This is a genomic window from Pseudomonas sp. GW821-FHT10C09, from assembly GCF_059415465.1.
Genome location: NZ_JBWKNG010000044.1, coordinates 1 through 18800, shown reverse-complemented (window position 1 = coordinate 18800; position 18800 = coordinate 1). Strand labels below are relative to the sequence as shown.

The window sequence follows — 18800 nt, the reverse complement described above, 5'->3', positions numbered from 1 at the left end:
CGGGATAGCGAATTCTTTTTCATGAAGATCAAGAGCGTCTTTCCCGGTAATCCGTGAAGAACCAAAAAAAAGCCCGATCTCGCTAAAGCGTTCAATCGGGCGACAGCACTCAGGAGCAACAAGTGCAAAGGGAGGTTCGTTGCGCGTAAAGCCTTGAAGGGGTTGCGCCAGGTCACTTGAACATCAAGGGATTATCTGGCGATTAAAGGCTCAGGCGACCTGGGCAAGCTTGGCGTTGGCCTGGTTCAGGCCCTTCTCCTGGAAGTCACCGCCCAGGTTCATGCCTTCGGCGTGAATGAACGTCACGTCGTGGATGCCAATGAACGCCATGACCTGACGCAGGTACGGTTCCTGGTGGTCTGCCGTGCTACCGGCGTAGATCCCGCCGCGAGCGGTCAGCACGTAGGCACGCTTGCCGCTGAGCAGGCCTTGCGGGCCGGTGTCGGTGTACTTGAAGGTCACGCCGGCACGCAGCACATGATCGAGCCAGGCTTTGAGCGTGCTGGGGATGGCGAAGTTGTACATCGGTGCAGCCATGACCAGCACGTCGGCGGCCAGCAACTCATCGGTCAACTGGTTGGAGCGTTCCAGCGAAGCCTGTTCGATGTCGCTGCGTTGCTCGGCCGGTTTCATCCAGCCGCCCAGCAGGTTGATGTCCAGGTGCGGCACCGGATTGACGGCCAGGTCACGCACGGTGATCTGATCGGCCGGATGCGCGGCTTTCCATTGGCTGATGAAGGTCTGGGTCAGTTGACGGGAAACCGAGTCTTGCTGACGGGCGCTGCTTTCGATGATCAGAACGCGTGACATGGGATGTAGGCTCCATCTGAGAATGCTGTAAGGCGATGGAGTGGAGGTTAAACAGAGTCATATCGATGAAAAAGCGCAAATAACTGCTATAACCCATCAATAAATTCGTTTATAAGCTGAGCATACCCTGTGGGGGTGAGACAGCCCCACACAGGAACAAAGCGTTATTTCGGGGTGCAGGTCAGCTCGATACGCAGCTTGATGATGCTGCGGGTGAACTTCGCGGTAGCATTTTTATGCTTGCCCGCCGGTACATCGATCTTGCGGGTACGTGGCGCTTCCGGGCCATTGATGAACACGGCCTTGCAGCTGACATCGACATCGCCGTAGTTAGCCACCCGGATGGAGCCGATGTCGTTATCCGTGTCGAAAGTCTCATAGTCGACTTTCAAGCCATTGAGGTCTTTCTGCACATCGATCGGATAAGCAAATGCCGTCAGCGGCAGCATCGCCAGCAGCACACAACAGAATTTATTCATTCAGCAGTCTCCATAAAGGGCTGCCAGCTTAGGACAAGAGGAGCTATTCATGAAAGCGCCCCGCGTGACCCTTGATCAATGGCGAACATTGCAGGCCGTGGTCGACCACGGTGGTTTCGCCCAGGCCGCCGAAGCGCTGCACCGTTCGCAATCGTCGGTGAGCTACACCGTCGCGCGCATGCAGGACCAGCTCGGCGTGCCGCTGTTGCGCATCGACGGTCGTAAAGCCGTGCTCACCGAAGCCGGTGGCGTATTGCTGCGCCGCTCGCGGCAACTGGTGAAACAGGCCAGCCAACTGGAAGACCTGGCCCATCACATGGAACAAGGCTGGGAAGCCGAAGTGCGGCTGGTGGTCGACGCGGCGTACCCGAGCGCTCGCCTCGTGCGCGCCTTGACCGCGTTCATGCCGCAAAGTCGCGGCTGCCGTGTTCGCCTGCGTGAAGAGGTGCTGTCGGGGGTGGAGGAAGTCCTGCTCGAAGGCGTGGCCGACCTCGCGATCACCGGCCTGAGCATTCCAGGCTATTTGGGTGCGGAGTTGAGCGACGTCGAATTCGTCGCGGTCGCCCACCCCGACCATGCGCTGCACCGCCTCAACCGCGAACTGAATTTCCAGGACCTGGAAAGCCAGATGCAAGTGGTGATCCGTGACTCCGGCCGGCAGCAGCCGCGCGACGTCGGCTGGCTCGGCGCCGAACAGCGCTGGACCGTCGGCAGCCTGGCCACCGCCGCGACGTTTGTCAGCAGCGGCCTGGGGTTCGCCTGGCTGCCACGGCACATGATTGAACGGGAACTCAAGGAAGGCACGCTCAAGCTGCTACCGTTGGATCAGGGCGGCAGTCGCAATCCGAGCTTTTACCTGTATTCGAACAAGGACAAACCCTTGGGACCGGCGACGCAGATTCTCATCGAGCTGCTGCGCACTTTCGACACCGCACCACTGGACGCGCCTTTCGCCGCCCCTGAACAAGCCTGACAAGGAGTGAATGCATGGCCTATTTCGAACATGAAGGTTGCAACCTGCACTACGAGGAATATGGCCATGGCACGCCATTGCTCCTGGTCCATGGGTTGGGGTCCAGCACGCTGGACTGGGAAATGCAGATCCCGGCGCTGTCCACTCGCTACCGGGTGATCGTCCCGGATGTGCGCGGCCACGGTCGCTCCGACAAACCCCGCGAGCGCTACAGCATTGCCGGTTTCAGTGCCGACCTGGTCGCGCTGATCGAGCATTTGAACCTCGGCCCGGTGCATTACGTGGGGCTGTCGATGGGCGGCATGATCGGTTTTCAACTGGCCGTGGACCAGCCGCAATTGCTCAAGAGCCTGACCATCGTCAACAGCGCGCCAGAGGTCAAGTTGCGCAGTCGCGACGATTACTGGCAGTGGTTCAAACGCTGGAGCCTGATGCGCGCCCTCAGCCTGGGCACCATCGGCAAGGCCCTCGGCGGCAAGCTGTTCCCGAATCCGGAGCAGGCTGATTTGCGTCAAAAGATGGCTGAGCGCTGGGCAAAAAACGACAAACATGCTTATCTCGCCAGCTTCGATGCCATCGTTGGCTGGGGGGTTCAGGAACGACTTTCGAAGGTTGCCTGTCCAACCCTCATCGTCAGCGCCGACCGTGATTACACGCCGGTGGCGCTGAAGGAAACCTATGTAAAACTGCTGCCCGATGCGCGGCTGGTGGTGATCGCCGATTCGCGCCACGCCACCCCGCTGGACCAACCCGAACGCTTCAACCAAACACTGCTCGAGTTTCTCACCGCAGTCGATACCACCCCAATCAGGATCACTGACCCATGCTGAAAAAAATCGCCCTCGTCGCCGGTTCCGTTCTGTTTGCCGCCAACCTGATGGCTGCCACGCCAGCCAAGGCACCGCACGTCTTGCTGGACACCACCAACGGCCAGATCGAAATCGAACTGGACCCGGTCAAGGCGCCAAAAAGCACTGAAAACTTTCTGAAGTACGTGAACAGTGGCTTCTACAACAACACCATTTTCCACCGCGTCATTCCGGGCTTCATGATCCAGGGCGGCGGTTTCACTCAACAAATGCAGCAAAAACCGACCGAAGCGCCGATCAAGAACGAATCGAAAAACGGCCTGCATAACGTCCGTGGCACGCTGTCCATGGCGCGTACCTCCGATCCGGATTCGGCCACCAGCCAGTTCTTCGTCAACGTCAAGGACAACGATTTCCTTGACCAGGGTGACGGCTACGCCGTGTTCGGTAAAGTCGTGAAAGGCATGGACGTGGTAGACATCATCGTCAATACCCAGACCACTACCAAAAGCGGCATGAAAGACGTGCCCGCCGATCCTGTATTCATCAAGTCGGCCAAGGTCATCAACTAAGCTTCACAGGAAGTCTTGAGCGGTTGCCGTCCCGCGGCACCGCTCACACTGTTCAAAGGAGAGCCCGTGCGCGGGCGGAGAACTGATGCTTTATCGCCGTTTTGAAAAACTGATCGACGTCTTTCGTGATGCACCGACGGCGGCTCCGCCGGATCGGGTTCTCCCTTTCTATACCTATTACCTGAAGCAGGTCTGGCCGAGTTTCGCCGCCCTGCTGATCGTCGGCCTCTTCGGCGCGCTGATCGAAGTGGCGCTGTTCAGTTACCTGAGCCGCATCATCGACCTCGCCCAAGGCACGCCCAACGTCAATTTCTTCAAGGAACACGGTATCGAGCTGGCCTGGATGGCAGTGGTGGCGCTGATCCTGCGCCCGGTGTTCGTTGGCCTGCACGACTTGCTGGTGCACCAGACCCTGAGCCCCAGCATGACCAGCATGATCCGCTGGCAGAACCACAGTTACGTACTCAAACAGAGCCTCAACTTCTTCCAGAACGACTTCGCCGGGCGCATCGCCCAACGCATCATGCAGACCGGCAACTCGTTGCGTGATTCAGCGGTGCAAGCGGTGGACGCGCTCTGGCACGTGCTGATCTACGCGATCAGTTCGCTGGTGCTGTTTGCCGAGGCCGACTGGCGCCTGATGATCCCGTTGCTGAGTTGGATCGCCGCGTACATGGGTGCGCTCTACTACTTCGTGCCACGGGTTAAAGAGCGTTCGGTGGTGTCGTCCGATGCGCGCTCCAAACTCATGGGGCGGATCGTCGACGGCTACACCAACATCACCACGCTGAAGCTGTTCGCCCACACCAATTTCGAACAGCAGTACGCCAAGGAAGCCATCGAAGAGCAGACGGTAAAGGCCCAACTGGCTGGCCGCGTGGTCACCAGCATGGACGTGGTCATCACCAGCATGAACGGCCTGCTGATCGTCACCACCACCGGCCTGGCCCTGTGGCTGTGGACGCAGTCGCTGATCACCGTGGGCGCGATTGCCCTGGCCACTGGCCTGGTGATCCGCATCGTCAACATGTCCGGCTGGATCATGTGGGTGGTCACCGGCATCTTCGAAAACATCGGCATGGTCCAGGACGGTTTGCAGACCATCTCGCAACCGGTCAGCGTGACCGATCGCGATCAAGCCAAACCGCTGGCCGTCGCTCGCGGCGAAGTGCGTTTCGAGCACGTGGATTTCCACTACGGCAAGAAGAGCGGGATAATTGGCGACCTCAACCTGAACATCAAGGCCGGTGAAAAGATCGGCCTGATCGGTCCGTCCGGTGCTGGCAAATCGACTTTGGTCAATCTGCTGCTGCGCCTGTATGACGTGGAGGGCGGGCGAATCCTCATCGACGGCCAGAACATTGCCGACGTCGGCCAGGAAAGCCTGCGCGAGCGTATCGGCATGATCACCCAGGACACGTCGCTGCTGCACCGTTCGATCCGCGACAATTTGCTGTACGGCAAACCCGACGCCACCGACGCCGAACTCTGGGAAGCGGTGCACAAGGCCCGTGCCGACGAGTTCATTCCGTTACTGTCCGACGCCGAAGGCCGCACCGGTTTTGATGCGCATGTCGGTGAGCGCGGAGTGAAACTCTCCGGTGGCCAGCGCCAGCGGATTGCGATTGCCCGGGTGCTGCTCAAGGATGCACCGATCCTGATCATGGACGAGGCCACGTCAGCCCTCGACTCTGAAGTCGAAGCGGCGATCCAGGAAAGCCTGGAAACCCTGATGCAGGGCAAAACCGTGATCGCCATTGCCCACCGGCTTTCAACCATCGCCCGGATGGATCGGTTGGTGGTGCTGGAAAACGGCAGGATCGCCGAAACCGGCACCCACGCCGAACTGTTGGCCCATGGTGGGTTGTATGCACGACTGTGGCAGCACCAGACCGGCGGTTTCGTAGGAATCGATTAACCCGCAATCACCCCAACCCCATGTGGGAGCGTGCAGGCTCGCTCCCACAGGGATCTTTTACACGCCTAAAACCGCCACAGCCTCTCAACCACGGGCTCTGGCGGTTTTTTATGGGCACTGGAATTCTCAAAAAACCCTGCTGTACTCAGCCAAGGTTTCTGGAGATGGTTCTGCAGTCCATCTACTGGATGCGATAGGCAGTAAAACCTCGAAAGGACACGCTCTCATGTCTCTATTCAAACGTTCTGCGACAGAGTTAGTAGGCACGTTCTGGTTAGTGTTAGGAGGCTGTGGCAGTGCGGTACTGGCCGCTGCCTTCCCGAATGTGGGGATCGGTTTGCTGGGGGTGTCCCTGGCGTTTGGTTTGACGGTGCTGACCATGGCGTTCGCCATCGGCCATATCTCCGGTTGTCACCTCAACCCGGCAGTGTCGCTGGGCCTGGTGGTCGGCGGACGGTTCCCGGCCAAGGAACTGCCGGCCTACATCATTGCCCAGGTAATCGGCGCAGTGATTGCAGCCGCGTTGCTGTACTTCATTGCCAGCGGCAAACCCGGCTTCGACCTGGCCGGGGGCTTGGCTTCCAACGGTTATGGCGAACACTCTCCCGGCGGCTACTCCATGGCAGCAGGGTTTGTCTGTGAACTGGTGATGACGGCGATGTTCATCCTGATCATCCTCGGTGCCACCGACAAGCGTGCCCCGGCCGGACTTGCGCCCATCGCCATCGGCCTGGCACTGACTCTGATCCACCTGATCTCGATTCCAGTCACCAACACCTCGGTCAACCCGGCTCGCAGCACCGGCCCGGCCCTGATTGTCGGAGGCTGGGCGATTCAACAACTGTGGATGTTCTGGGTTGCGCCGCTGCTCGGTGCGGTAATTGGCGGCGTGGTTTATCGCTGGCTGGGCAAAGAAGACGCTTAAGGCCCCGGACGAGGATCAGTCTTGCCGATAAGGCAAGGCGGTCCTCGCCTCTTCGGCATAGGCCAGCACGCCGACACGCTCTTGCTCGAGGAAGTCTTTGACTGCTGCTTTCAGACCGGGATGCCGCAGGTAGTGCCAGGAATGCGTGATTACCGGTTCAAACCCGCGAATCAGCTTGTGTTCGCCCTGGGCACCGGCGTCGAATCGCTGGAAGCCGTTGGCAATCGCATAGTCCATGCCCTGATAGAAACAGGTCTCGAAATGCAGGCGATCAAACTCCGCCAGGCAGCCCCAGTAACGACCATAAAAACTGTCGCCACCCACCAGGCTGAAGGCCATGGCCACCGGCCGTGAGCCTTGCTTGGCCAGCACCACGCGAATCGACTCCGGCATGCGTTCGGCCAGCAGGCTGAAGAATTCGCGCGTCAAATAAGGCCTTTGCCGACGCACCGCGTAAGTATTGGCGTAGCAGGCATAGACGAAATCCCACTGCGCCTGATCCAGCTGCCGACCTTCGAGCCATTCGAAATCAATGCCCTGCCCCGCCACTTGCTCACGCTCTTTGCGCATCTGCTTGCGCTTGCGTGAACTGAGAGCGTCGAGGAAGTCCTGGAAGTCCCGGTAGCCGCGATTCTGCCAATGATATTGACAGCCAATGCGCTGCAGCCAGCCTGGCTGTTCGCTCAATGCAGCGTCGGTAAACGGGTCAGTGAAGTTGATGTGCGCACTGGAAAGCCCTTCGATCTCAAGATAGCCCGGCAGGCTGTTGAGTAACTCGAAACCGTCCTCGACGCTGGCCGCCAGCAACCGCGGACCACTCACCGGACTGAAGGGCACGGCGGTCAATAATTTGGGGTAGTAGTCGATGCCGGCGCGCTCGCAGGCATCGGCCCAGGCGTGGTCGAACACGTACTCGCCATAAGAATGCCACTTGCGGTAACTGGGCAACGCGGCGATCAGCCGATCACCCTCGACGTGCAACAAATGCTCGGGCTGCCAGCCGGAATGCGGGCCGACACTGCCGCTGTCCTCCAGGGCACTGAGGAAGGCATGGCGCAGAAAAGGCTGACTCTCAGGAACGAGCGCATCCCAGGTATGCGGTGCGATTTCGGACAGATTTTCCAATCGTTGCAGCGGCATCAACTTCCTCTCCACTTCTTGCGTGAAAGCCTCGCGAGTATCGCCTATCGCCAGCCATTCCACACCCGCGTTTCGCCGACAGGCCCGCGAAGAAAAAGTTCAAACAGCCTTTGTATCGTCATCAAGACGCCATCACTTTGCCACTGCCCTGTCATAAACCATCGCGATACTGGCGCCTGTTTTTAGAGCGCCTGGTTATTACCCGGCCACTGTTTTCCGTCCATCAATGGTCGGTTGTGCCCTGGATGGCTCAGTCATCCACTCTCATCTTCGGAGATTGATATGCGTCTTGCTTCCACGAAAACTGCGGCGGCCCTGTGTGGCGGGCTACTGCTGGCCATGAGCGTTCCGGCCAGCGCTGCAGTCGACGCCAAACTGCTCGACATGCTCAAGGCTAACGGCTCGATTACCAACGCACAGTACGGCGAGCTGCAAGCCGAACTGGCCCGGGATCAGAAAGACCAGCAAATCGCCCGTCAGGCTCAGCAAGAGACCAACGAGCAGATCGCACAAACTGCGAAGAAAACCGACACGCTGAGTGCCTTCGACCAGAAACTGGCATGGGCCGCCAAGACCCAGTTCAAGGGTGACGTTCGTTTCCGTGAAGAAACCGTCCACAACGATGGCGTTCCAAACAACAAAGACCAGGATCGCCAGCGCATTCGTGCCCGACTGGGTGCCTACAGCGAAATCAACCCGCAAGTCGACACCGGTATCCGTATCGCCACCGGCAGCAACGACGACGCGCGCTCCACCAACCAGGACCTGAACAACTACTTCGACAAGAAGCAGATCTGGCTGGACCAGGGTTACGTCGACTACCACCCGGACGCGATCAAGAACCTGCACCTCGTTGGCGGCAAGATGCCACAACAATGGGTGAGCATGGGCGACATCATCTGGGATAGCGACATCAACCCGGAAGGCCTGTCCGCATCCTACAAGTACCCGCTGAGCGGCAGCACCGAACTGTTCGGTAGCGCCGGTCACTACACCCTCAAGGACAACGTCGACGGCGAAGGCGTGCAGTTCAAACACGACCTGCGTCTGTACGCTGGCCAGTTGGGTGCGCGCTTTGCCATCACCGACAGCCTGAAAATGACCTTGGGCGGCAGTATCTATTCCTACGACAACGACGCGAACAGCGCCTGCCCTACCACCGGCACCGTCACCGCGCCCTGCGCCCTGGCCGTCAACGGCAACAGCCCGAACGAACGTTTCAAACTGTATGAAGGCTTTGGTCAGCTCGACATCAACAACCTGCCAGTACCGCTCTCGCTGTACGGTCAGTACGTCAACAACAAAGACGCGAGCAACGACCAGGACACTGGCTGGTTGACCGGCGTCAAGACCAAGCTCTACGGCTTCGCAGTGGACTACAACTACCGCGATGTACAGCGTAACTCGGTAGTCGGCGCCTTCACCGACTCCGACTTCGCCAACGGTTTCACCGGTTCGCGCGGCAGCAAGTTGAAAGTGAGCTACGAGTTGGACAAGAACTTCAACCTGGGCGCGACGTACTTCATGGCAACGTCTGACCAGACCAACGCCAGCATCAACAAGAAAGATTCGGACATCAACACCCTGCAACTGGATGCTGAAGCGAAGTTCTGATTTACCCCCGCTACACGACTCGGGCAAGGAAGCCCGGGTTGCTTTTACAGTCTGGCGTGGATGGGTTGATCCCCATCATCCGTTCGATTCATCCACGCGAGCCTGTTTCTTGACCCCCGCCCCCCATCCCCGCTGCTACGGAATGTCCTTGCGACGTTCGGCAGCCAGACGTTCGGCCAGCGTATCAGCGTCCGGCACGGCGTCCTCGGGCATGGCGCGCAATGTCGCCTGCATCACCCGCATCTGACGAATGAACCGCCGGCAATTAGGGCAGAACATCAGGTGATGACGCACCATCAGCCGCTCACGAAAACTCAACTGCCCGTCAAGATAATCGCTGGAACGTGCCACTTGTTCCTTACAGGTCAGCATTCGCCGGTTTCCTCAAAATGTTCTACGGTCGCAAAGACCTTCAACCGTGCCCGATGCAGCAGCACACGAACATTGGAGAGCGAGATTTCCAGAAGATTACAGATCTCTTCCAGCTCAAGCCCCTGACGCTCGCGAAGTAATAACACACTGCTTTGCAGTTCCGACAGGCTGAGCAGCGTGTGTTCCAGGCATTCGCGCAGCTCGTTTTCGGTCAGTAGCGCTTCCGGCGTGTCCTGGTGCCAGGCAAACGGCGCCACCAGCCAATGACCATCAGCGGACGAGAAACGATCGTCATCGATGGTCCCGTGGGGCGACGGCAGGTCATCGAGGAGCACTTCGCGACGGTTTTGTTTGTATCGACCTTTTGCCGCATTCGCGGTAATGGTCAGCAACCAGGTCTTGAGGCTCGACCTCGCCTCGAATTTGCTCAAGTTACGCACCACCGACAGCCACGCATCCTGAACGATTTCGTCGGCATGCCGGCTGCCCACAATCGCGTAGGCCACCGCGCGCATGGCGCTCTGGTAAGTGCTGACTAATTCCTTGAATGCCTTTTGCTCGCCGGCCAGTAATCGCTCAAGCAGTTGCGAATCGTCAGCCGCCATCAATCAATCCCCTTGTTCTGACTTCGAAAATGACGACGGCAGGACTCCGCCCGCGGCGCAGTCCTGCCGTTATTTCCGAAAGCTACAGTGTCCTGACGGTTTCGACTGTAGGAAACGTCCCAACTATCCAACGGAAAAAGGTGTGGCTCAACGCTTGCGCAGAATCACGCTGCCAATCGAGTAACCGGCGCCAAACGAACTGAGCACGGCCAGCGAGCCGGCGGCCAGATCATCCTGATTCTTGTGAAAAGCGATCACCGACCCGGCGGAGCTGGTGTTGGCGTAGGTGTCGAGAATCACCGGTGCCTCTTCTTCGGTGGCCTCGCGACCCAGCAGTTTCTTGACGATCAGGTGGTTCATGCTGAGGTTGGCCTGGTGCAGCCAGAAACGCTTCACGTCACCGATGTTGAGCTTGTTCTCATCCAGGTGCGTGGCGATCAGCTCGGCGACCATCGGGCACACGTCGCGGAACACCTTGCGGCCTTCCTGCACGAACAGTTTGTCCTTGGCACCGATGCCCTCTTCCGCAGCGCGGTTGAGGAAGCCGAAGTTGTTGCGGATGTTGTTGGAGAACTTGGTCAGCAGTTTGGTGCTGACGATGTCGAACTGGTACTTGGACGTCGCCAGGTCCGCACGCTCGATGATCACGGCGGTGGCCGCGTCACCGAAGATGAAGTGGCTGTCGCGGTCGCGGAAGTTCAGGTGACCGGTGCAGACTTCCGGGTTGACCATCAGGATCGCCCGGGCCTGGCCCAGTTGCACGCTGTTGGTGGCGGCCTGGATGCCGAAGGTTGCCGAGGAGCAGGCAACGTTCATGTCGAAACCGAAGCCCTGGATGCCCAGCGCTTCCTGGACTTCGATGGCGATGGCCGGGTAGGCGCGTTGCAGGTTGGAGCAGGCGACGATCACGCCGTCGATGTCCGCGGCAGTCTTGCCGGCGCGCTGCAAGGCTTGTTCGGCAGCGCCGATGGCCATTTGGCAAAGCACCGACCATTCGTCGTTCGAGCGCTCCGGCAGGCGTGGCGCCATGCGTTGCGGGTCGAGAATGCCGTCCTTGTCCATGACAAAGCGGCTTTTGATGCCGGAGGCTTTTTCGATAAACGCAGCGCTGGACTCGGTCAACGCTTCGATTTCGCCACGGGCAATGGCCTCGGCGTTGTCGGCGTTGAATTGCGCGACGTAGGCGTTGAAGGACTGCACCAGCTCTTCGTTGGAGATGCTGTTGGCCGGGGTGTACAGGCCGGTGCCGCTGATGACGACGTTATGCATGGTCGTTTCTCTAATCTGTTCAGGCAGAAAGCATTGGCACCGACGTACCAACACACAAAGGGTCTGTTCCCGTCACGGGAAGCCAACCAGGCATCGCTTTATTCCGTTCCGCCCGAACCTTGAAGGGCTCAAAACCGCGGGGCCGGCGTTTATAGGCGCGAAGTTTGCCATAAACGTTAGATTTTGGCGCCTTTTGCGCGAGTAACGGCGTACCTAAAATGTGGGAGCGAGCCTGCTCGCGAAGAGGGCATCAGCTTCAACATCATTGTTGACTGACACACCGCCTTCGCGAGCAGGCTCGCTCCCACAGGTTTTGTAGCGAGCCCCGGTTTCAGGGTTCGACCTGGGTCCACTGTTTATTCAGGCGTTTATCGGAGATCGGCACCTTGGTCCCCAATTGCTGGGCAAACAGCGAAACCCGGTATTCCTCCAGCCACCAGCGATACAGCTCCAGCTGCGGATCGCGCTTGCCTTCCTGGGCATGTTTGCTGGCGCGGGTCTGGTATTGGGCCCAGAGGCCGGATAATTCGCCGCTCCACACCCGATCCCGTTGCACCTGAGCACCGATCTTCTCGAAACGCTGCTCGACCGCTTTCAGGTAACGCGGCAGTTCCTTGAGCCACACCATTGGCGTTTCACGGACAAAACCGGGATACACCAGGTGACTGAGCTGCTGCTTGATGTCGTTCAGGGCCACGGCTTGCGCCAGGTCGATCTTGCCCTTGAAGCGTTTTTGCAGGCCATGCCACAGTTTGAGGATTTCCAGGGTCAGCTTCGCCAGACGCTCGGCGTGTTCAGTCCAGCCGCCACGTTTGCGCTCGGCCAACGCCGCCAGCCCGGCACCATCGCGTGGCAACGGGTCTTCACCGTCGAGAATGCAGCTGTCGAGACTGGCCAGCAGAATGTCTTCCACCAGACTGTCGACGCGCCCCATGTCGCGGTACATCAGGCCCAATTCGGTCAGCCCCGGCAACTTGCCGCGCAGGAATTTCGCCGGTTCCGCCAGTTGCTGCATCAGCAAACGCTGCAATGCACGACGATGCTGGAACTCGGCTTCGGCCGGCGTCGAGAAACGCCCTTCCTTGACCGTGCCGCCCTCTTCCACCAGCGCCGGATAGACCGTCATCGACAGCCCGGCAATCTTCTGTTGGGTTTTCTCAGCGACCGCGGCAAAGACTTTCGCCTCCACCGGTTGCTGGCTTTTCGCGGTTTGCGGTACCGCCAATGCGGCCTGACTCGCTTCAGCAAAACGCGCGGTCAGTTCCGCCAGATCACGCCCTTCGCCAAGGAACTTGCCCTCGCCGTCGACGATTTCCAGGTTCATTCGCAAATGGCTGTCGACCTGTTGTGACGCTTCGGCCCACGCCTCATCGCTGACCCGCGCGCCGGTCATGCGCAGCAATTCGCGGCCCAGCGCCTGCGGCAATGAACCCTCGGCGAAGGTCATGCGTTGCAGCGCGGCTTTGACGAAGTCTGGCACCGGCACGAAATTCTTGCGCAAGGCCTTGGGCAGGTTGCGCACCAGCGCGATGCATTTGGCTTCGATCACCCCCGGCACCAGCCACTCCAGACGTTCCGGTGGCAACATTGGCAGCAACGGCGCCGGCACGCGCAGGGTCACGCCATCGCGTGGATGGTTGGGCTCGAAGTGGTAACTCAGCGACAGCTCCAGATCACCGATGTGCAGAGTGTCCGGGTAATGCAGGGCGGTGACTTCGCTAGCCTCGCGGGCCAGCACGTCTTCTTCGCGCATGATCAACAGCTGCGGGTCTTTCTGGCTGTTGACCTTGTACCAACTGTCGAACGTGGCGGTCTGGTGAATCTCCGCCGGCAATCGCGCATCGTAGAAAGCGAACAGGGTTTCTTCGTCGGCGAGAATGTCACGGCGACGGGCCTTGGCTTCCAGTTCGTCGAGTTGTTCCAGCAGTTGCGCGTTGGCTGTCAGGCATTTGGCCTTGGACTGAATCTCGCCGCGCACCAGCCCTTCACGAATGAAAAACTCACGGGACACCACCGGATCAATCGGCCCGTAATGCACGGGCCGGCGACCAACCACGATCAGTCCGAACAAAGTGATCTGCTCGAAGGCCACAACCTGACCGCGCTTCTTCTCCCAATGCGGTTCGAAGTGGTTTTTCTTGATCAGGTGCCCGGCCAGCGGCTCGATCCAGTCGGCATCGATCTTGGCGACCATGCGCGCATAGAGTTTGGTGGTTTCCACCAGCTCGGCGGTCATCAGCCATTGCGGGCGCTTCTTGCCCAAACCGGATGACGGGTGAATCCAGAAACGCCGCTGACGGGCGCCCAGGTAATCACCTTCATCGGTTTTCTGGCCGATCTGACTGAGCAGGCCCGAGAGCACGGCTTTGTGCAGTTTCGGGTAATCCGCCGGTTCTTTGTTGATGCTCAGCTGCATGTCGCGGCAGATCAGGCTCAACTGACGGTGCGAGTCGCGCCATTCGCGCAACCGCAGGTAATTGAGGAAATTCTTGCGGCACCAATTGCGCAACGGACTCGCCGTCAGCGCCTGGCGTTGATCTTCAAAGCCGCGCCACAGATTGACCAACCCGGCGAAGTCCGAGTCGACGTCCTTCCATTGTGCGTGAGCCTGATCAGCCGCCTGCTGACGCTCCGGCGGACGCTCGCGCGGGTCTTGAATCGACATGGCGCTGGCGACGATCAGCACTTCCTGCAAGCTGCCGAGTTTCGCCGCCTCCAGCAGCATGCGGCCCATGCGCGGGTCCACCGGCAAGCGCGCCAGATTGCGCCCCAGCGGGGTCAGCTGGCTGTTGCGGTCCACCGCCGAAAGCTCTTGCAGCAGGTTGAAACCGTCGCTGATGGCCTTGCCATCCGGCGGTTCGATAAACGGGAAATCGGTAATCTCGCCAAGGCGCAGGTGCAGCATCTGCAAAATAACGGCGGCGAGGTTGGTGCGCAGGATTTCCGGGTCGGTAAATTCCGGACGACCCATGAAATCGTCTTCGCCATAAAGGCGGATGCAGATGCCGGGCTCAACCCGACCGCAGCGACCTTTACGCTGGTTGGCGCTGGCCTGTGAAATCGCCTCGATGGGCAGGCGCTGGACCTTGGCGCGGTAGCTATAACGGCTGATGCGCGCGGTGCCGCTGTCGATCACGTAACGAATGCCCGGCACCGTCAGCGAGGTTTCCGCGACGTTAGTCGCCAGGACCACGCGACGTCCTGGGTGCGACTGGAAAATCCGCTGCTGCTCTGCCGGCGACAGACGCGCATACAACGGCAGGATTTCGGTGTGTTTGAGCTGGGCCTTGCGCAGCATGTCGGCAGCATCGCGAATTTCGCGCTCGCCGGGCAGGAACACCAGCACATCGCCGGGGCTCTTGCGCTCGCTGCGTTCGAACGCGGCAATTTCGTCGAGGGTGGCGAGAATCGCCTGGTCCACGGTCAAGTCGTCCTCGACGCGGTTGCCCTCTTCGTCCTGCTCCAGCGTCAGCGGGCGATACCAGGTTTCCACCGGGAAGGTGCGGCCGGAGACTTCGACAATCGGTGCGTCGTCGAAGTGCTTGGAGAAGCGCTCCAGGTCGATGGTGGCCGAGGTGATGATGACTTTCAGGTCCGGACGGCGCGGCAGCAGGGTTTTCAGGTAACCGAGCAGGAAGTCGATGTTCAAGCTGCGTTCGTGGGCTTCGTCGACGATGATCGTGTCGTAGCGTTCGAGGTAGCGGTCGTTCTGGGTTTCCGCCAGCAGGATGCCGTCGGTCATCAGTTTGATCAGGGTGTTGGAATCGCTCTGGTCCTCGAACCGCACCTGATAACCGACCAGCGCGCCCAGTGGCGTCGCCAGTTCTTCAGCAACGCGGCTGGCCACGCTGCGCGCCGCAATTCGACGCGGCTGGGTGTGGCCGATCAGGCCATGCTGGCCGCGACCGATTTCCAGGCAAATCTTCGGCAACTGGGTGGTTTTACCCGAGCCGGTTTCGCCAGCGATGATCAGCACCTGATGCTTGAGCAGCGCGGCTTTGATTTCGTCGCGCTTGGCCGCGATCGGCAAACTGTCGTCGTAACGAATCACCGGCAGGCTGGCGCGCCGCGCCAACACCTGATCACAGGACGCCTGCAGGCGCGTCACCCACAGGGCCAGCTTGGCCTCGTCAGGTTTCTTGCGTAGCTCAAGCAACTGCCGCCGCAGCCGGTGGCGGTCGGCGAGCATGGCGTGATCGAGGTTTTTCAGCAGTTTGTCGATGGAGGGCGATTCGTCGGTCATCGGGTACGCAATTCAGTCGTCTAGTGGCGCAGGGGGGCGATTGTCGCAGATTTGGCGGTACAAATGAGCGCTGCGATTTTTCGAACGGTCACTGCTCCCTGTAGGAGCCCGGCTTGCCGGCGATAGCGATCTTGCGGACGCCATCGCCGGCAAGCCGGGCTCCTACAGGTTTGTGGTCGCCCAAACGAGGTTATTCGTTTTCGAAGCCTTTGCGCCGATACGGGAACACGTCGATGATCTTCCCCGCCCGAATCGCCTCTTGCAGGCTTTTCCAGTAATCGGCGTTGTACAACTCGCCATGCAACTGATCAAACAAGCGCCGCTGACCCGAGTCAGCAAACAAAAACGGTGGAAACTCCTCGGGAAACACATCCAGCGGCCCGATCGAATACCAAGGCTCCGATGCCATCTCGTCTTCCGGCGTACGCGGTTGCGGGATGTGGCGGAAGTTGGCCTCGGTCAAAAAGCAGATTTCGTCATAGTCATAAAACACCACGCGACCGTGGCGGGTGACGCCGAAGTTTTTCAGCAGCATGTCGCCGGGAAAGATGTTCGCCGCCGCCAGTTGCTTGATCGCCAGGCCGTAATCCTCCAGCGCCTCATGCACCTGCGCCTCGTTGGCGTTTTCCAGGTACAGGTTCAACGGCGTCATCCGCCGTTCGGTCCAGCAGTGGCGGATCAGCACGGTGTCGCCTTCGACCGACACCGTGGAGGCTGCCACTTCGAGTAATTCTTCCAGGCACGCCGGGTCGAACTTGCTCAACGGGAAACGGAAATCGGCGAACTCCTGGGTGTCGGCCATGCGCCCGACGCGGTCGACACTTTTAACCAGGCGGTATTTCTCGATCACCGTGGCGCGGTCGACGTTCTTCGACGGCGAGAAGCGATCCTTGATGATTTTGAACACGGTGTTGAAACCCGGCAGGGTAAACACGCTCATGACCATGCCGCGCACACCGGGGGCCATGATGAACTGGTCGTCGGTGTTGGCCAGGTGATTGATCAGCGCCCGATAGAACTCGGACTTGCCGTGTTTGTAGAAACCGATCGAGGTGTACAGCTCGGCGATGTGTTTGCCCGGCAGGATGCGCTTGAGGAAACCGATGAACTCCGCCGGCACCGGCACGTCGACCATGAAATACGAGCGGGTGAACGAGAAGATGATCGACACGTCCGCTTCATCGGTAATCAGCGCATCGATCTGAATCCCGCGACCTTCGCGGTGCAGCAGCGGAATTACCAGCGGCCACTGCTCGTCCCGGGTGTAGATGCGCCCGACCAGGTACGCGCCTTTATTGCGGTAGAGCACCGAGGAAAACAGCTCGACGCTCAGCTCCGGGTCCTTGCACACCCAGTCCGGCAGGTTCTCGCGCAGTTGCGCTTCGAGGCGGCTCAGGTCGCCGGCCAGGTCAGCGTAATCTTCACTGAAACGGTAGTCGGCAAAAATGCTCGCCAGCATGCCGGACAACTGACCCTGAGGTTTGTAGGTGCGGGTTTGTGCGGCGCGGGCCCGACGCAGGCTTGGGCGCGTGGTGTGGATAAACATGCAGCCGTCGCTGATCAGGTCATGGCTGAACAAACCGCAGAAAATCGAGTTGTACCAGGTCTCGGACAGTTCATCGTCGAAACGCAGGTCGATCAGCGTGATGTACGCGCTCTTGACCAGCGGCCAGCAACTGACGTCCAGCGTGTCGCTGTCGAACGCGACGCGCAGCCGTTCCACAGTTTCACTGACTTTTTCTTCATAGAGATTGATCCGCGCGGCGGACGCGACTTGCGTCTCCTGCCACTGGGCCTGCTCGAAGCGGGCTCGCGCGCCGTCGGTGATCTGACGGAAATGCTCGCGGTAATCGTCAAAGCCATCGAGGATCATTCGGGCGATATCGGCGGCTGGCCATTGCTGCGGCATGGTGAGACCTCTGCGGGAATTCGTGAGCCCTGAGCTTAGCCAGTGAACCGGGTGCAGGAGAAGCGTAATTTTCACTGCAGTTATTTGCCCGTTTTTCGGTTGCCATCGATCTGGCACTCGGCAACACTCTCGTCCCCATAAAGGAAGGAGAGCAGCGTGAACCCCGTCGATATCGTCCGTTTACTGTCATTGGCGGCCATTTGGGGTGCGAGCTTTCTGTTCATGCGCATCATCGCCCCCGTGATTGGCACAATCCCCACGGCGTTTTTCCGCGTGTCGATCGCTGCGACCGGCCTGCTGATTATTCTCGGGCTGATGCGCATCAGCTGGGACTTCAAAGGCAAACTCAAGACCGTGATGCTGCTCGGGGTGATCAACTCCGGGATCCCGGCGACCCTGTATTCCGTGGCCGCCCAGGTGCTGCCGGCCGGGTACTCGGCCATTTTCAACGCCACCACGCCACTGATGGGCGTGTTGATCGGCGGGTTGTTCTTCCATGAACGACTCACCGCCGCCAAGCTTGGCGGGGTATTCCTCGGGTTGTTTGGTGTGGGCGTGCTGACCCGCGCCGGCCCGGTTGCGTTCGACCTGCAATTGCTGATGGGCGCCCTCGCCTGCCTGATGGCCACGACCTGTTACGGCTTCGCCGGTTTCCTCGCCCGCCGCTGGCTGGATCAGGCCGGCGGTCTCGACAGCCGTTTGTCCGCGCTGGGCAGCATGCTCGGGGCGACGCTGTTTCTGTTGCCGTTGTTCGGCTACAGCGTGATCAGCCAACCGCCGGCGAGCTGGGGCGGCTGGAATGTCTGGTTGTCGTTGCTGGGGTTGGGGCTGGTGTGTACTGCGCTGGCGTATATCATCTACTTCCGCTTGCTCAGCTCGGTCGGGCCGGTGCGGTCGATGTCCACGACCTTCCTGATCCCGCCGTTCGGGGTGTTGTGGGGAGCGTTGTTGCTGGATGAGCCGTTGTCGATGGCGCATATCTATGGCGGGGTGTTGATTGCGGCGGCGTTGTGGCTGGTGTTGAAGCCGGCGGTGGTGAAAGTGGCTGAGGTGACTGCCAAGTAGATTGGCTGTGTTGCTGATGACGCCTTCGCGAGCAGGCTCGCTTGTATGGTAGGACTTGAAGGGAGGAGGAGGGACTAGGCTCGATTCTGACTGTTGA

Annotated in this window: 14 protein-coding genes and 1 pseudogene; 7 read left to right on the top strand and 8 right to left on the bottom strand. The window is 59.7% G+C overall.

Annotated elements, in window-relative coordinates:
• Positions 1-210 precede the first annotated feature (210 nt).
• Positions 211-810 (bottom strand): FMN-dependent NADH-azoreductase, encoded by a 600-nt coding sequence (locus AC07N8_RS29030; protein WP_027925829.1) that lies wholly within the window; start codon positions 808-810, stop codon positions 211-213.
• A 164-nt stretch (positions 811-974) separates the two neighbouring features.
• Positions 975-1289: a hypothetical protein gene (locus AC07N8_RS29025; protein WP_027925830.1), complete on the bottom strand. Its 315-nt coding sequence runs from the start codon at positions 1287-1289 to the stop codon at positions 975-977.
• Between the two features lie 49 nt (positions 1290-1338).
• Here AC07N8_RS29025 and AC07N8_RS29020 point away from each other — a divergent pair, with 49 nt between their 5' ends.
• From AC07N8_RS29020 to aqpZ, 5 genes and pseudogenes are all read left to right on the top strand, one after another.
• On the top strand, positions 1339-2262 hold the full coding sequence (locus AC07N8_RS29020) for a PA3225 family LysR-type transcriptional regulator (protein ID WP_483840684.1): 924 nt from the start codon (positions 1339-1341) through the stop codon (positions 2260-2262).
• A 14-nt stretch (positions 2263-2276) separates the two neighbouring features.
• Positions 2277-3082 (top strand): annotated as a pseudogene (locus AC07N8_RS29015) (alpha/beta fold hydrolase).
• A 3-nt stretch (positions 3083-3085) separates the two neighbouring features.
• Positions 3086-3643 carry a peptidylprolyl isomerase gene (locus AC07N8_RS29010; protein WP_483840683.1) on the top strand — a complete coding sequence of 186 codons (558 nt, stop codon included), beginning with the start codon at positions 3086-3088 and terminating at the stop codon, positions 3641-3643.
• 85 nt (positions 3644-3728) lie between these two features.
• Complete coding sequence (locus AC07N8_RS29005; protein ID WP_123433950.1) at positions 3729-5561, top strand: ABC transporter ATP-binding protein; 1833 nt, start codon at positions 3729-3731, stop codon at positions 5559-5561.
• Between the two features lie 226 nt (positions 5562-5787).
• Positions 5788-6486: an aquaporin Z gene (gene aqpZ, locus AC07N8_RS29000; RefSeq protein WP_483840682.1), complete on the top strand. Its 699-nt coding sequence runs from the start codon at positions 5788-5790 to the stop codon at positions 6484-6486.
• 15 nt (positions 6487-6501) lie between these two features.
• On the opposite strand, the gene AC07N8_RS28995 is transcribed toward aqpZ, so the two are convergent.
• The gene (locus AC07N8_RS28995; protein ID WP_493147141.1) at positions 6502-7626 is read right to left on the bottom strand and encodes a GNAT family N-acetyltransferase; all 1125 of its coding nucleotides are present in this window, start codon (positions 7624-7626) and stop codon (positions 6502-6504) included.
• A gap of 282 nt (positions 7627-7908) precedes the next feature.
• Between AC07N8_RS28995 and AC07N8_RS28990 the strand changes: the two genes are divergently transcribed.
• On the top strand, positions 7909-9240 hold the full coding sequence (locus AC07N8_RS28990; protein ID WP_483840680.1) for a putative porin: 1332 nt from the start codon (positions 7909-7911) through the stop codon (positions 9238-9240).
• 135 nt (positions 9241-9375) lie between these two features.
• Here the strand turns inward: AC07N8_RS28990 and AC07N8_RS28985 are convergent, their stop codons facing one another.
• From AC07N8_RS28985 to aceK, 5 genes are all read right to left on the bottom strand, one after another.
• Positions 9376-9612, bottom strand: a complete 237-nt coding sequence (locus AC07N8_RS28985) for an anti-sigma factor family protein (protein WP_483840679.1) — start codon at positions 9610-9612, stop codon at positions 9376-9378.
• On the bottom strand, positions 9606-10220 hold the full coding sequence (locus AC07N8_RS28980; RefSeq protein WP_483840678.1) for an RNA polymerase sigma factor: 615 nt from the start codon (positions 10218-10220) through the stop codon (positions 9606-9608). Before AC07N8_RS28980 ends, AC07N8_RS28985 begins: the two co-directional genes overlap by 7 nt.
• Before the next feature lie 144 nt (positions 10221-10364).
• A complete protein-coding gene (locus tag AC07N8_RS28975) occupies positions 10365-11486 on the bottom strand; it encodes a beta-ketoacyl-ACP synthase III (protein ID WP_483840677.1) in 1122 nt (373 codons plus the stop codon).
• A gap of 331 nt (positions 11487-11817) precedes the next feature.
• A complete protein-coding gene (hrpA, locus tag AC07N8_RS28970) occupies positions 11818-15729 on the bottom strand; it encodes an ATP-dependent RNA helicase HrpA (protein WP_493147137.1) in 3912 nt (1303 codons plus the stop codon).
• A gap of 190 nt (positions 15730-15919) precedes the next feature.
• Positions 15920-17638: a bifunctional isocitrate dehydrogenase kinase/phosphatase gene (aceK, locus tag AC07N8_RS28965; RefSeq protein WP_483840675.1), complete on the bottom strand. Its 1719-nt coding sequence runs from the start codon at positions 17636-17638 to the stop codon at positions 15920-15922.
• 156 nt (positions 17639-17794) lie between these two features.
• Between aceK and AC07N8_RS28960 the strand changes: the two genes are divergently transcribed.
• The gene (locus tag AC07N8_RS28960; RefSeq protein WP_493147134.1) at positions 17795-18703 is read left to right on the top strand and encodes a DMT family transporter; all 909 of its coding nucleotides are present in this window, start codon (positions 17795-17797) and stop codon (positions 18701-18703) included.
• Positions 18704-18800: the final 97 nt, after the last annotated feature.

What these genes read in the sequence shown, in the direction of transcription:
- AC07N8_RS29030 (WP_027925829.1), bottom strand. Translation starts at nt 810, where the DNA reads ATGTCACGCGTTCTGATCATCGAAAGCAGCGCCCGTCAGCAAGACTCG.
- AC07N8_RS29025 (WP_027925830.1), bottom strand. Translation starts at nt 1,289, where the DNA reads ATGAATAAATTCTGTTGTGTGCTGCTGGCGATGCTGCCGCTGACGGCA.
- AC07N8_RS29020 (WP_483840684.1), top strand. Translation starts at nt 1,339, where the DNA reads ATGAAAGCGCCCCGCGTGACCCTTGATCAATGGCGAACATTGCAGGCC.
- AC07N8_RS29010 (WP_483840683.1), top strand. Translation starts at nt 3,086, where the DNA reads ATGCTGAAAAAAATCGCCCTCGTCGCCGGTTCCGTTCTGTTTGCCGCC.
- AC07N8_RS29005 (WP_123433950.1), top strand. Translation starts at nt 3,729, where the DNA reads ATGCTTTATCGCCGTTTTGAAAAACTGATCGACGTCTTTCGTGATGCA.
- aqpZ (WP_483840682.1), top strand. Translation starts at nt 5,788, where the DNA reads ATGTCTCTATTCAAACGTTCTGCGACAGAGTTAGTAGGCACGTTCTGG.
- AC07N8_RS28995 (WP_493147141.1), bottom strand. Translation starts at nt 7,626, where the DNA reads ATGCCGCTGCAACGATTGGAAAATCTGTCCGAAATCGCACCGCATACC.
- AC07N8_RS28990 (WP_483840680.1), top strand. Translation starts at nt 7,909, where the DNA reads ATGCGTCTTGCTTCCACGAAAACTGCGGCGGCCCTGTGTGGCGGGCTA.
- AC07N8_RS28985 (WP_483840679.1), bottom strand. Translation starts at nt 9,612, where the DNA reads ATGCTGACCTGTAAGGAACAAGTGGCACGTTCCAGCGATTATCTTGAC.
- AC07N8_RS28975 (WP_483840677.1), bottom strand. Translation starts at nt 11,486, where the DNA reads ATGCATAACGTCGTCATCAGCGGCACCGGCCTGTACACCCCGGCCAAC.
- hrpA (WP_493147137.1), bottom strand. Translation starts at nt 15,729, where the DNA reads ATGACCGACGAATCGCCCTCCATCGACAAACTGCTGAAAAACCTCGAT.
- aceK (WP_483840675.1), bottom strand. Translation starts at nt 17,638, where the DNA reads ATGCCGCAGCAATGGCCAGCCGCCGATATCGCCCGAATGATCCTCGAT.